This window comes from Ketobacter sp. GenoA1 (assembly GCF_003671475.1).
Classification (GTDB): domain Bacteria; phylum Pseudomonadota; class Gammaproteobacteria; order Pseudomonadales; family Ketobacteraceae; genus Ketobacter.
The window spans coordinates 522960-535644 of record NZ_RCHM01000023.1; the positions used below are offsets into that span (position 1 = coordinate 522960).

Sequence of the window (12685 nt, forward strand, 5' to 3'; positions counted from 1 at the left end):
GTGAAACAACTTTGCGGATACCGAGTCTTTACCATACTATCGAAAGCAAAGTGTTGAAGGAGTGCCACAGTGTCAACCTATGATTATGACTTGTTTGTGATTGGTGCCGGGTCCGGCGGTGTTCGTTGTGCCCGAATGTCGGCAGGCATGGGGGCGAGGGTAGCGGTAGCAGAAGAGCGATACATGGGGGGCACCTGCGTCAACGTAGGGTGTGTTCCCAAAAAGCTGTATGTCTATGGATCCCACATGCGCGAGGATATCGAGCTGGCACCATCCTTTGGTTGGTCGGTCAATGACGCGCAGTTTGACTGGCAGGTGCTGCGTGAAAACAAGGTCAAGGAAATAAACCGTCTCAATGGTATTTATCGCAATCTGTTGAGCAATGCCGGATGCGATGTTATGGAATCCCGTGCCACTGTCTCTGGGCCGAATAGTGTGGTGGTTGCAGGCAAAACCATTACCGCGAAACACATTCTGATCGCAACGGGTGGCTGGCCCTTCAAGCCTGATATTCCCGGCATTGAACATTCTATTACCTCCAACGAATTTTTTGATCTGCCCAGTTTGCCCGATCGGGCGCTGGTGGTGGGTGGCGGTTACATCGCCATAGAGTTGGCCTGTATTCTTCATAACCTGGGTGTGGAGACCACGCTCAGTTACCGCCGTGATCTCTTCCTGCGCGGATTTGATCAGGACATACGTCAGCACCTGCGGGATGAGCTGGTCAAGAAGGGTTTGAATATTTTATTCAACCATGATGTTACCTCGATCAACAAGCGCGGTGAGCAGACCTTCGAGGTGACAGATTCCAGTGCCCATACCACCACCTATAACCTGATTCTTTATGCCACGGGCAGAAAGCCAAAAGTGGATGGTTTGGGCCTTGAAAATACTAAGGTTGTGGTGAATGGCGATGGTGCGATACAGGTTAATGAACATTATCAGACCAACCAGGATTCGATTTATGCAGTGGGCGATGTTACTGATCGTGTACAGTTAACACCGGTCGCGCTGGCGGAAGGCATGTATCTGGCCAATTATCTGTTTGGCAGCGGCAGTCCACCCGTCCATTATGACGCTATTCCCACTGCGGTTTTTACCCAACCGCCCATCGGCACGGTGGGGTTAAGTGAGCAGGATGCCCGCGCGCAAGGGTATGATGTGAAAATATTCAGATCAGCGTTTGCACCGATGAAATACAGCTTCAAAACAGAAAAAGAGCGGAGTTTGATGAAGCTGGTGGTGGATGCAAAATCAGATCGTGTGCTGGGGGCACACATGGTAGGGCCGGATGCCGGTGAGATTATTCAGGGCATTGGCATTGCGGTTGGTATGGGGGCAACCAAAGCCCAGTTTGACCAGACCATTGGCATTCATCCGACCAGCGCAGAGGAGTTCGTCACCATGAGAACCCCTGTAGAGACGATTTCAGATTAGGTTGCACCGTTTACAATTTTGTGCAGAACGTGGCGCCAGTCTGCCTGTACCGGCAGCAGAAACGACTCCCTCAGCACCGTGACCAGTTCGTCTGTGTTCAGGGTTTGTCGCTCGGGCTCCTGACCGCTGTGGCGCACGGTAAAATGGTTGTTGAGCAGGGTGTACCGGGTTTCTTTGGTGGCCCTGGCCGCCAATAGGTTTTGTCTGAATTTTGAGTTGGGATGGGTGGAGGTGTACCAGTTGGCCACTTCTATGTCGATGGGTTGCTGTACTTCGGCGCCCAGGTGGTAGACCGGCTGCCATTGTCCCGCCAGCAACACTTCCAGAATATAGCCGTCGTTGAATTCTTTGAGCCGGAACGTTTCGTGATGGGTGGTCTGCACCAGATCCGGCACAAACTGCAGAGGCGTCGTTAACACCAGGCCGCCGAAGCCCACATCCACCAACCACGGTGTGCCTTCGATCAGGGTGCGCAATACCATGTGAGTTCTGGGGTTCGCAGGCGCGCCGCTGGGCGTTTGCCAAAGTACTCGTGCCATCAGTGGCTCCACCTCAAATCCAATACGTCGCAGTACTGCCATAAAAAGATTATTCTGCTCGAAGCAGTAACCTCCACGGCCTCCGTAGATCAGCTTGTTACAGATCTGAGACATGTCCAGATTGATTCCGGAATCCAACAATACGTCTATGTTTTCAAAGGCAACGCTGGCCGGATGGAGGGAATGCAGTGATTTCAGGGTGGCCAGATCAACCTCTGGGCTTTGCTCATAACCAATGCGCTGGAAATAGTCCGTCAGTGGAATCATGCAGTTAATCCTTGTTAATCAGAACGATGCCGACAATGAGGGCGATTACCCCTGTCGACCGGCTCAAGGTAATGGGTTTGATGGGAAGCTCGAACCAGCCATAGTGGCTGGATATAATGGCAATGATCAGCTGCCCGGTCAGTGCGTAACTCATCATTGGGCCCAGGCCCATCCGTGGTATCAGATAATAAAACAAGCCTACCCCGGTTGCCGCCAGCAAGCCGCCGGAAAACCAGAGATAGATAGGGATGTTGATCGCTCCGCTCCAGTCGGGGGTTTGCAGTGAGCTGGCAAGGGCCATCATCAACATCGCCACAAAGCTTACCCCAAACACGATTGCGGTGGCCCACATGGAGCTGTCCAACAGTACGCCAAGCCGGGCGTTCATGCTGGCCTGAGTGGCAATGGCGGCGCCGGCCAGTAAAGCAAGCAGTGCGGGTAGATTCATCCTGCAATCCTCATCAATAAGGTATTCATCGTCAATGACATGATCGTGTCTCCGTTGGCAATAAAGAGCACAGTCAGATTAGTGTTTTTTGCCGAGGCTGACATTTACATAGGTTGATTGAGTAGATTTTTTTTAATTCGGCTCAACTGGGTGGGTGTAATGCCCAGATGGGATGCAATCAAGTACTGCGGCAGCCGCCGGGCCAGGGCAGGATAGTCTTCGATGAATTTCTCATAGCGAAGGCGCGCGCTTTGCTGCACCAGGGCTACCTCCCGGGGTTCCTTGGCCAGCAACCAGTTTTTCTCAAGATAGTGTACTTGAAACAAGGCTAAATCATGATGTTCATGTAACAGCTTACGAAAGGGTTTAAACTCGATTTCCAGCACCAGACTGGGTTCCAGCGCCTCGACGGTAAACAATGAAGGGGTTTCCCGCAGTAAGGCGGCCATTGAACCGGGAAACGTGCCTTCATCAAAAAACATCTTGTTGTATTCGTGGCCTTTCTCATCTGTTGTGTAATTGCGGAGCAAGCCCTGATAAACGAAAGCAAAACCAGTGGGTGCGGCCCCGACGGGATAGAGAATCTGCCCCTGATCCAAAGAGCGCAGATGGCAGATTGCCTGCAGGCCCTGCCAGGTTTCAGGCTGTAGTGGGTAGTAGTCTGACATTGCTGCTTTCAGTGCTGCTAACGCCAGCGTTTGCAAATTGGTCTTCATGGGCCTTGTTCTCGATTCAGACGCATATTTCTAACATAGTTCAAAGTCAAAGTAATTCGCAATAACCCATCTGGCGCTACCTTAGCCCCAGCTAACAGGAGGCGGTAGTCAAGCGGAGGCGGTCATCATTGTATTGGATCACAATCAGCAGAATGATCAACGGATAAAACCAGTATAATGGATCGTTGTTCACATTGATCAGGATATACCGAGCCATGGACTACCCACAACAGATGAACGTTCCTGCTACTTTGATGCGGGGAGGCACCAGTAAAGGTGTTTTTTTTCTATTACAGGATCTTCCTGTACCGGCTCAGGTGCCGGGTGAGTATCGTGACAGAATGTTGCTGAGAGTGCTGGGTAGCCCGGATCCCTACGGACAGCAGATTGATGGTATGGGAGGCGGCAGCTCCAGTACCAGTAAAGCGGTTATTATCAGTAAGAGCGAACAGCCGGATCATGATGTGGATTATGAGTTTGGTCAGGTGGCCATAGATAAGCCCATGGTGGATTGGTCAGGGAACTGCGGTAATCTGACGGCGGCTGTGGGGCCTTTTGCCATCAGTAACGGATTGATGAAGTCGGATCGGGTTCCACAGGATGGGGTGGCTACGGTTCGTATCTGGCAGAAAAACATCCGCAAGACCATTGTTGCCAGAGTGCCCGTCAGTGGTGGAGTGGTGCAGGAAAACGGAACGTTTGAACTGGACGGTGTCACCTTTCCCTCAGCGCCAATTCAGATTGAGTTTTTGAACCCTGTAGATTCGTCTGACCGCCTGTTGCCGACCGGCAACCTCATGGATGATTTGGAGGTTCCCGGGGTGGGGCAGATAAAATCCACGTTGATCAATGCGGGGATTCCCATGGTGTTTGTAGCGGCCGCAGCACTTGGCTTGACCGGAACGGAATCACAGAGTGACATTAATGGTGATAGCCGCACACTGGCGTTGCTGGAAACGCTACGCCGGGTGGCGGCACTAAAAATGGGGTTAATCGAAACGTTGGATCAAGCGTCTTTAAGGCAGCATACACCCAAAATTGGCTTTATTGCCCCGCCACAATCCTACAGAGCTGCGGGTGGAAAGGAAGTGAACAAGGATTCTATTGACCTGTTGCTGCGCGCGGTTTCCATGGGTAAGTTGCACCACGCCATGATGGGCACCGCAGCGGTAGCGGCTGCATCCGCTGCTGTCATTCCCGGCACACTGGTCAATCAGGCAGCCGGTGGTAACGTCGGTGATTCCATCACAATAGGCCACCCCTCAGGAACGCTGCGGGTTGGCGCAGAGGCCAGTAATATAGGAGGGCAGTGGTGTATCAGCAGAGTACTAATGATTCGTAGTGCGCGGGTATTGATGGAAGGCTGGGTGAGGCTAAGCTGAATCCAGATGATTGCCACGGTGTGCGCGGTTTGCACGGGCACTAGGATTGATGGCTAAAAATGTTGCTGAAATCCGAACTCGAAAATCAGGACTTCCACCTTTGTTTTTATATCCTGACCGGCATAGGATGGATAAACCACATTAGCAGGATCGCAACCATTACCCAATTGCGCCGAACAAGGCGGAAAATGTGTCTCTGATATCAAGTGACCTATTGCAAAATCGATGTGGCGGTCTTCTGGAAGATCCCAACCAAACCCGATGGACATCAATGTAGCGTCGTTCAGGGGTATCAATGCATTGGGTGCGTCTTCAGCGACAGCTGAAGGCCGATCTTCGTAGCCGGCGCGCAATACAAGTTGATCGCTCCACTGATATTCGATTCCAGTACCCCAGTACGTTACATCTCTTAAGCTGATCTGATAATCCACTGAGTTAGGCGAAATACCATTTTTCCCTCCAGTACCCACTAAATCAGCGATGTTTCCCCACATTAATAAGGGCACGTCCACACCAAAATCCAGATAGATCTGGCTGAAAGCGGACCACTCGGTCCATCTGACATCAAGGTTCCATTTCCACTTAGGAGTGACTTGAAGGTTAATACCAGCGTTCCAACGTTGCGGTATTTCGTATGAAACAGTAAGTGGGCCCCTTGCATCATTCGCGATATCTTCTCCTGTGGGAAGTTGAAGACCAAAGTTTCCAATCAGTGTTCCCACGGCCTCTAATACATCACTACTGTGAAAGTTATACAGGAACTGTTTGAATGGATCATAGATGGGAAACTCAAACTCACCATCCATTTCAACGTTAACGGCGGAGTTGTAGGATAAACCAAGTGATAGCCAGGGTTGAGGTTTCCAAAGCATACCAAGGTTCAAGCCCCAGATTGTTGTCACCGACCTGTTTGGGCGTGCCATTGGGGTTACAGAATGTTGTCTGGATAAAGGGAGAACCCAGGAAAAATATCGCTTCGTGGGGTTCATGTATTGGCAGTTCCAGGCCCATTCCCGAATAATTAAAATTAATGGAAAGACCTAAGGACAGTTCTTCTGATACTTGGTAAGCGACGGTAGGCGAGAAGTAGGTGATCAGAGTGAAAGCGGCTCGTTCCTGTGCGAACCTACCCGGATCATCAGGTGCCACGTGCATGCCGTTCATCATGGGGGCATACACGTTGTTCCAAATGTAAATTTGCTTCCCGACGGGTTATAGGATGCACCGCCGGCTATGCCTGCACCAATAGGCATATCGACCATGCCTCCTGGCAACATTAATGTAGGGCCGCCTTCGGATTCACTGTGGGTATTCAGCGTCTCATTATAGACATACTCATCCCAGGGGCTCCTGCCGTAGCTAAGGTTGCCGTCTTCGTCCTCGTAGGCAGCATATTGACGTTTATACTCCTTAATCAGATCATTCATATAATCACCGTAACCACCCAGTTCCATTTCGGTGGTGAACAAGCCGACGATTCCTTTTATAAACATTTGCCGGCCCTTTAGCTGTGTCAGGCCGGCTGGATTAAAATGAATAGAATCGATATCTGGCGGATCAGCCGTCACCGCGTGTCCAAGTGACAGTGCTTTCGGGCTACCGATCGTTATACTATCGGTAAATGATGCCATTGTGGATTGAGAAAAACACAGAAACATCACGCCTAAAGGTGTAAGCACAATGCGTGATGAACCCCCCCGGTCCTTGCGTTGGGTATAAAGTTTATTCATGTTTTTTTCTTCTATCGTTACGTAGATTATCGTTTATAACGGTCGGCATGAACGTCACGCCAACCATTTTTTGATCTACCCTACTATTTCAGGCTTTAACTGCTGTAAATGGAAATGCCCCCATGATCGCAGCGTTTACTTTACCGCTAATGTTTCCACCTTCTACAACACCACAGAATTTCAAAGTAATAGGTAGCGGCTTTTTTATTTTATTAACCCAGGCCAATTCGCCGCTTTCGGCGTCAAACGTCAAATCCGTTGCCACTTCAACCTGACCCATGGCCGATTGTGTTCCGGATAGTATTCCGTTATCAGACACAAGTTCTAACGTGGTTTCTTGGGGGCCGGTTGGACCATGTATGATGACGCTCCATTTGCCTACGATTTCTTCTTGGGTAACCATTTTTTTCTCCGGTGTTGGTATGGGTTAGTAAAGTTCAAACATCCCACACGAGATGTATGCTGGTTGGTCCGGCAATGATGCTGCCATGAAAGGCAGGTGGGTTATCCGGATCCAACCGGAATTCCGGTAGCTTATTCAGAATGGTTTCGTACATGATTTTGAGTTCCATGCGCGCTAGATGGGCTCCCAGGCAATGATGGGGGCCTGCACCGAATGCCAGGTGGTTGGTTTTTCCACGGTGCAGGTTAAAATCCTGAGCATTAGTGCAGACATTTTCATCGATACTGGCACCAGGGATAAACATCATGATCCGTTCTCCCTGTGCCAGCTTGATACCCCGAAATTCGGTGTCGGACTTCACCATACGGATAGGGGCTACAAATGAATATCGACGCAGTAGTTCTTCGACAGCATTGGGGATTAATTCGGGGCATTCCCTTAGTTCCTGTTGTAACTGACTGTCGCTGGCCAGATGCCGAACGCCAAACCCGAGTGCGTTGACAACCGTGTCCAGACCGGCAATGAATAGAATTACGCAATAACTCAACATCATCTCGAGATTCATGTCGTCATCTTCGAGTTTCAGTGACCAGAGCATGCTGATGATGTCATCCTGTGGGTTATCTTTTCGATCGATAATTGTTTCCCGAAGCACATCAGCAATGGCCTTCATCATCAGCATATTTTCAGACAAATCAGGTGAAATTACAGAAAGGTGCTTTTTAGCTAGTTCCCGATATTCGCGCTCTTTCTCGACCGGCAAACCAAACATGGAAAGGAATATTTCAACTGGGTAAACATCCGATACATCATGCTGAAATTCACATCGCCCTTTATTGGCTATGTTGTCCACGAGGCGCCCAGCCAGTGCCCGAATTTTAGGTTCCATAGCGGCAACCGATTTTGGCGAGAAGGTGGCAAATAAAGGAGCCCGCAGCTTCGAGTGCAGGGGAGGGTCTATGCAGATAGGTACAGGTGCGGGGATTCTTTCTTCTTCAGGCAACTCAGACATCATTGCCTCAAACGCCTCCGGTGAGAAATGCTCACTGGAGAATTTTTTATAATCCGTCATCGCTTCTGTAACTGCATCATGGGACATAAACATCCAGTGTCCGCCATTGTATGGCGTCCAGAATATCGCCGGTGCTTCTATCAGCAATTCTGCAGCTCTAACGTGTGGGTCATTGCAGTAGCCTGGATCGTTGTTGTAATCGAATTCAAAAACCAAATTCTCCGGTACGTGATCCGGTCGCTTCATTTTTCCAATATACGGGTTATCCATGGGGTATCCTCAAGTTACTTATGGTTGGGATCTGTTTATGAACCAGCGGTCCGATAAATCAACTCAGCCTGTGCTTTGGCTTCAGCTTCTCGCAGCAGCCGGTCATCCCGAAATTTAACCAGATCCCGAAAGCCGATTCGCTTGTATTCAGGGCGGGGTTGAATACCCCATTGGTCTTGGGCGGTTGCGTTTGGCCCGGTGGTGCGCCCTTCACCTTCATTCGCTCCATAGAGGGGATGGGGCACAAGGCATTCCGCGTTGTCATCAGACCAGCGTACTTTCATTAGCTCATCGCACACCTCGGTCATGCTCAGGGTTGGCCAGCCGAACCAAACCAATAACCCGGGTAAACTGAAAGATGCTTCAAGAACCAATGCAACCAGGCATACAAACAAGGCCCTTTGCAACCACTTATGCATATTGGCAAAGTGACCTGTAGTGCCCAGCGGTAAATCCTTTTCTTCATTTTTGTTCATGTGTTTCACCTATGGAATGGGCCTGAATCAGTCAGTGAATATTTCGCGATTCACCGTATGCAGGTACGGAAGGGACAGAAATGGCGTAATGTAGAAGATGTCATAGATCCACCAGCCCCAAACCGGGAATGTAATATTGGCGTAACGGACATCCGCATAGAACGTCATATTCAGGTTGTAACCAATCCACACGATGACCCCCATCCAGCAAGTGACGATGAGCCATTGTTGCCCCCAACGCTTCATTTGTAATAACCCAATAGCCGCCGCCAGGCGAGGGCAGAAGCAACCCAAAATCAAAGAAATCTCCCAGCCTTTCTCCCCCGGTGCTCCGGCCCCACCCACTGCGTACGGCCCCACCGTCAGTTCGTTGTAATGCCAGAAATAACCGCCATCGAACACGGCTCCCCAGCCTGCCGTTAACACACGATTGATAAGGGAATGGTTGGCAAACAAATCCATGGCCCATCCCAGGCTGTTGAGTGAGGAATCGATGATGACCAGGTAGCCAATCAACGTGACAATCAAAGGGCGTACTGAAAGACCGGCCTTACCCGCCTGAATCTGTAAATGCAAACCGTAAAAGAAAAGGGGCAGTCCAAAAATACCGAGCACCCCGGTACCCATCAAAAGCGTACCGGCGATCATCCATTTGTCAGCCCGCCATTGCGCCTGCTTACTGTTGTCCTGATGTGCGTCATAAACGCCAAATGTTGTTGATGCCATGGCGCTTACCAGTCACTGAGTGAATAAAGGTGTAGTTGAAACAGGAAGAGTCCCAACAAATAGGAATACAACAATACCTGGAAAACGATTAAGGCTTTCTTCCTGCGGCGATCCTGTTCGGATATTTCATTTTTACTCATTTTTGTCACCTACTAGGTTTCTGTTTTCTTGTTGTGTTTTTTTTATTGGTTTGCTTCTTATAGCAAGCAGGGTACAGCTGCGTTCAATAGGGTTTGCCTGAGCTTCCCGCTGCATCTAGAAAGTACCCAGGGAGTCCATCAGCCAATACCAAAACCAGATCACCAGACCGATGGCGCCGAACGCCAAACCCAGGCGGACCATTTCAGTCCAGATCAAATCCCACATTGCGTCATTCTCCTCAGTATGGCTTGGTTGAGTTGCTTAACCTTCTGATTTTATTGGTGATAATAATGCTGGCGGAGGCGTATTTGGCACTCCGTCCTTGATTTTCAATTTTACTCTACGAGGTTTTATACTTACTCGCAAGTAATAAAACTACTTGCGAGTAAGTAAAATGTGTGTGAATATCCCTTATCACCAAACTGAGACAAAGACTTCATTGACGGAATCAGAAGTTAGCAATGGATAAATCGACAGCAGCAAAGAAAGCAACTCCGAAGAAAGCACAAAAGACGAAGGCGGCAATTCTTAATTCCGCTGAAAACCATTTTGCCAGGCTGGGTTTTGCAGCTACCCGATTGGAGGATATTGCCGATGAGTTGGGAATGACTCGGGCTGCGTTGTTTTATTATTTCAAGGATAAACAGATGCTCTACGACGAGATGATCGCAGACTCTTTCAGTTCATTGGCCGAAACGTTGGTTAAACTGATTGATTCCTCAGATCGCAGTATATCCGAGCGTCTTGAGCTTGCAGTGGGGGCATGGGTTGATTCGGTTGTGGCGCGGCCTAATCTTGCTCGCCTTATTATGCGGTTTGTTGCCGATGGTATCGATCAGCCGGCTATGCGTATCTTCATCGGTAACGAACTGATTCCAACAAAATTCTTTCAATTGTTTCGTGCGGGCCGTGAATCCGGTGAGCTAACCCCATTGCATAATGATCCGTTCCATGCTGCCAGTGCCATTCTGGGCAACACCGTATTTTATGTGGCGGCCATGTCTTCCCTATTACCCAATCAGTTTGAGCCCCTGGATCCGGATCAGGTTGCTTGCCACCGCGATGAAGCATTGTCTTCTGCACGCCGGTTGCTGGGGATAAAAAACAAATAACAACCCCAATAACAAAAAGGAGAGGCCCATGGACAGTGACAGCAGTGCCATACAGGTAACGCGTTACAAAAACTCAATAGCTTGGTTTTGGGGATTGGTCGGGCTGGCTTCGCTGGTGTGGTGCGCCAGTTTTCTCCGCACCGGATTAACCTCGGAGAGAGTGGCTAATCCAGCGGTGTCCGGTGCGCCCCGTCCTGTTGACTTTCTATTTGGCTACCCTCATTGGGCAGACTGGGCAAACTATTTCACAGTGATTGCGATGCTGGTTGTCATTGTGTTGTGTGTTATGTCGTGGCGTAAAAATCCGGGCAACCCGAGTGTGCTTATGGCCATCGCCTCTACTGCTATTGTATGGCAGGATCCGATCATGAACTGGGCGCCCTACGCGGTCTACAATCCCGAACTGTGGCATCTGCCTGAATGGTGGCCCTATGTCAGTATCTCACCCACGGTTGAGCCCTTTATTGTTATTGGCTACTGCATGTTTTATTTTGGGCCGTATTTTCCTGCGATCTGGATACTGCGCCGGATACAAGCGAAAAAGCCAATGGATGCTTTTGTATGGCGCCATCCATTATGGAGTCTGGCTGGTCTGATTCTGGTGATTGGCTTCGTGATGGATATGTTGCTTGAAGTCACGCTGGTGCGAACCGGGCTATATATCTATTCGCAGGTTATTCCTTGGGGCTCCTTGTTCCCCGGCACAACCTTTCAGTTTCCTCTGATCTGGGAATCCACCTTTGTCACCTTCGTCATGATTCCGGCTGGTGTGCTTTGCTACCGGGATGATACCGGGCGGGCAGTCGCAGAGAAGTTGGCACAGAAACTCCGTTTGCTTTCTTCACGGCCCAGGCTGGCCACGTTTCTGCTTATGTTCGGCATACTCAATATAGCGTATTTCATGTATGGCGGTGCCTTTGGAATTATCAGAGCATCGGGCATTGCCACTGCTGTTGCCTGCCCGTATCCGTTTCCCGAAGCAAAAGTGTATGACCCACAAGGTTTCTATGAGCGGGAAGGAGAGCCTGGCCCATACTTTGAAGGTTTGTGGAATACCTGGATGACAGGACAGCCAGAAGGGCGTCCTGCTAACAACCCAATAAACCCGAATGCAGCATGTGTGGGGGAAAGTTGATCATGCGTACTATCGTTATAACCGGTGCCTCCAGGGGACTGGGCTTGGCATCGTCAGCACATCTGTACAAGCAGGGATGGCGGATCGTTGCCGCAATGCGTTCGGTTGACGCTGGCCTGGAGCGTTTACGGGCAGCAACCGGCGCCTCGGTCGATGATCCACGCCTTGTTGGTATTAAGCTGGATTTGGGGGATTCGTCCTCAATCGCCCAAGCGGCCACCGACATAGTAGAGCATGTAGGGGCGCCGGACGTCATCGTTCACAATGCTGGGCTGGCTGCTGCAGGCAGTGCGGAAGAAACACCGATGGAGGCTTGGCATCAGTTGTTCGCCACCAATCTTTTTGGCCCGGTTGAACTGACCAAAGCACTATTGCCGGCGATGCGGAAAAAGGGAAGTGGGCGCATCGTAGTGATATCCAGTCAGGGAGGTATTCGCGGTATGCCGGGCATCAGTACCTATTCCGCTTCCAAGGGGGCCCTGGAGCGGTGGGCTGAATCCATGTCACAGGAAATAGCACCCTTTGGCCTGGGCGTTACCATATTGGTGACGGGAACGTTCAAAACAGAGATTCTGACTGAACAAACCCCGGATTATGGCGATCACAACGGCCCTTATGCAAAGGTCTATGAAGGCATCCACACTACCGGCCGCGAGTTTGTAGATAAGAATGCAGCTCCACCGGAGAAGTTTGCCCTGGCGTTGTCCGCTGCCATTGATGACGATGCGCCCATTAGACGACGGACAGTTGGGCCGGATGCCGCGGGCCTGTATATCATGGCACGCTTACTACCGGGAAATTTGGTTCACAAAATCATAAGGAAAGCGATGAAACTCCCGGCGCAAAATGCATTGAAAAATGCCTAGTGCGAAAACCTAAACATAGGCAGCC

The 12685-nt window shown here is 50.2% G+C and carries 14 protein-coding genes and 1 pseudogene; 5 read left to right on the forward strand and 10 right to left on the reverse strand.

The features are described 5' to 3' along the window. Positions 1 to 69: 69 nt before the first annotated feature. On the forward strand, positions 70 to 1437 hold the full coding sequence (gene gorA, locus D9N13_RS10940) for a glutathione-disulfide reductase (protein WP_290589402.1): 1368 nt from the start codon (positions 70 to 72) through the stop codon (positions 1435 to 1437). On the opposite strand, the gene D9N13_RS10945 is transcribed toward gorA, so the two are convergent. The 3 genes from D9N13_RS10945 to D9N13_RS10955 all read right to left on the reverse strand — a co-directional run bounded on the left by D9N13_RS10945 (position 1434) and on the right by D9N13_RS10955 (position 3407). Further along, complete coding sequence (locus D9N13_RS10945; RefSeq protein ID WP_290589405.1) at positions 1434 to 2243, reverse strand: arylamine N-acetyltransferase family protein; 810 nt, start codon at positions 2241 to 2243, stop codon at positions 1434 to 1436. The two genes, gorA and D9N13_RS10945, sit on opposite strands and share 4 nt — an antisense overlap. A gap of 4 nt (positions 2244 to 2247) precedes the next feature. Continuing rightward, complete coding sequence (locus tag D9N13_RS10950) at positions 2248 to 2691, reverse strand: DMT family transporter (RefSeq protein WP_290589408.1); 444 nt, start codon at positions 2689 to 2691, stop codon at positions 2248 to 2250. A gap of 104 nt (positions 2692 to 2795) precedes the next feature. Then, entirely contained in the window at positions 2796 to 3407 is a 612-nt protein-coding gene (locus tag D9N13_RS10955) for a Crp/Fnr family transcriptional regulator (protein ID WP_290589411.1), read from the reverse strand. A 215-nt stretch (positions 3408 to 3622) separates the two neighbouring features. Here D9N13_RS10955 and prpF point away from each other — a divergent pair, with 215 nt between their 5' ends. Continuing rightward, on the forward strand, positions 3623 to 4789 hold the full coding sequence (gene prpF / locus D9N13_RS10960; protein WP_290589413.1) for a 2-methylaconitate cis-trans isomerase PrpF: 1167 nt from the start codon (positions 3623 to 3625) through the stop codon (positions 4787 to 4789). A gap of 53 nt (positions 4790 to 4842) precedes the next feature. Here the strand turns inward: prpF and D9N13_RS10965 are convergent, their stop codons facing one another. The 7 genes and pseudogenes from D9N13_RS10965 to D9N13_RS10995 form a co-directional block, all read right to left on the reverse strand. Further along, the gene (locus tag D9N13_RS10965) at positions 4843 to 5661 is read right to left on the reverse strand and encodes an OmpP1/FadL family transporter (protein WP_290589416.1); all 819 of its coding nucleotides are present in this window, start codon (positions 5659 to 5661) and stop codon (positions 4843 to 4845) included. Then, positions 5603 to 5956, reverse strand: coding sequence for a hypothetical protein (locus D9N13_RS10970; protein WP_290589419.1), 354 nt, complete (start codon positions 5954 to 5956; stop codon positions 5603 to 5605). Before D9N13_RS10970 ends, D9N13_RS10965 begins: the two co-directional genes overlap by 59 nt. A 319-nt stretch (positions 5957 to 6275) precedes the next feature. After that, positions 6276 to 6399, reverse strand: a pseudogene (locus D9N13_RS24305) (hypothetical protein); the annotation flags it as partial. A gap of 208 nt (positions 6400 to 6607) precedes the next feature. Continuing rightward, complete coding sequence (locus D9N13_RS10980; protein WP_290589424.1) at positions 6608 to 6922, reverse strand: hypothetical protein; 315 nt, start codon at positions 6920 to 6922, stop codon at positions 6608 to 6610. A gap of 34 nt (positions 6923 to 6956) precedes the next feature. Next, entirely contained in the window at positions 6957 to 8204 is a 1248-nt protein-coding gene (locus D9N13_RS10985) for a cytochrome P450 (RefSeq protein ID WP_290589428.1), read from the reverse strand. Between the two features lie 35 nt (positions 8205 to 8239). Continuing rightward, positions 8240 to 8680 (reverse strand): hypothetical protein, encoded by a 441-nt coding sequence (locus tag D9N13_RS10990; protein ID WP_290589431.1) that lies wholly within the window; start codon positions 8678 to 8680, stop codon positions 8240 to 8242. A 27-nt stretch (positions 8681 to 8707) separates the two neighbouring features. Continuing rightward, a complete protein-coding gene (locus D9N13_RS10995) occupies positions 8708 to 9406 on the reverse strand; it encodes a hypothetical protein (protein ID WP_290589433.1) in 699 nt (232 codons plus the stop codon). 602 nt (positions 9407 to 10008) lie between these two features. Here D9N13_RS10995 and D9N13_RS11000 point away from each other — a divergent pair. The 3 genes from D9N13_RS11000 to D9N13_RS11010 are packed head-to-tail and all read left to right on the forward strand — an operon-like array spanning position 10009 to position 12660. Then, positions 10009 to 10659 carry a TetR/AcrR family transcriptional regulator gene (locus D9N13_RS11000; RefSeq protein ID WP_290589436.1) on the forward strand — a complete coding sequence of 217 codons (651 nt, stop codon included), beginning with the start codon at positions 10009 to 10011 and terminating at the stop codon, positions 10657 to 10659. A gap of 28 nt (positions 10660 to 10687) precedes the next feature. Then, positions 10688 to 11794 (forward strand): spirocyclase AveC family protein, encoded by a 1107-nt coding sequence (locus D9N13_RS11005; protein WP_290589439.1) that lies wholly within the window; start codon positions 10688 to 10690, stop codon positions 11792 to 11794. 2 nt (positions 11795 to 11796) lie between these two features. Then, positions 11797 to 12660, forward strand: coding sequence for an SDR family oxidoreductase (locus D9N13_RS11010; RefSeq protein ID WP_290589442.1), 864 nt, complete (start codon positions 11797 to 11799; stop codon positions 12658 to 12660). Positions 12661 to 12685 lie beyond the last annotated feature (25 nt).

Bases quoted from the DNA above. Each gene is read 5' to 3' on its own strand.
- D9N13_RS11000 (WP_290589436.1), top strand. From the start codon at position 10,009: ATGGATAAATCGACAGCAGCAAAGAAAGCAACTCCGAAGAAAGCACAA.
- D9N13_RS10980 (WP_290589424.1), bottom strand. From the start codon at position 6,922: ATGGTTACCCAAGAAGAAATCGTAGGCAAATGGAGCGTCATCATACAT.
- D9N13_RS10955 (WP_290589411.1), bottom strand. From the start codon at position 3,407: ATGAAGACCAATTTGCAAACGCTGGCGTTAGCAGCACTGAAAGCAGCA.
- D9N13_RS10945 (WP_290589405.1), bottom strand. From the start codon at position 2,243: ATGATTCCACTGACGGACTATTTCCAGCGCATTGGTTATGAGCAAAGC.
- D9N13_RS10950 (WP_290589408.1), bottom strand. From the start codon at position 2,691: ATGAATCTACCCGCACTGCTTGCTTTACTGGCCGGCGCCGCCATTGCC.
- D9N13_RS11010 (WP_290589442.1), top strand. From the start codon at position 11,797: ATGCGTACTATCGTTATAACCGGTGCCTCCAGGGGACTGGGCTTGGCA.
- prpF (WP_290589413.1), top strand. From the start codon at position 3,623: ATGGACTACCCACAACAGATGAACGTTCCTGCTACTTTGATGCGGGGA.
- D9N13_RS10970 (WP_290589419.1), bottom strand. From the start codon at position 5,956: ATGATGAACGGCATGCACGTGGCACCTGATGATCCGGGTAGGTTCGCA.
- D9N13_RS10985 (WP_290589428.1), bottom strand. From the start codon at position 8,204: ATGGATAACCCGTATATTGGAAAAATGAAGCGACCGGATCACGTACCG.
- D9N13_RS10995 (WP_290589433.1), bottom strand. From the start codon at position 9,406: ATGGCATCAACAACATTTGGCGTTTATGACGCACATCAGGACAACAGT.
- D9N13_RS10965 (WP_290589416.1), bottom strand. From the start codon at position 5,661: ATGCTTTGGAAACCTCAACCCTGGCTATCACTTGGTTTATCCTACAAC.
- D9N13_RS11005 (WP_290589439.1), top strand. From the start codon at position 10,688: ATGGACAGTGACAGCAGTGCCATACAGGTAACGCGTTACAAAAACTCA.
- D9N13_RS10990 (WP_290589431.1), bottom strand. From the start codon at position 8,680: ATGAACAAAAATGAAGAAAAGGATTTACCGCTGGGCACTACAGGTCAC.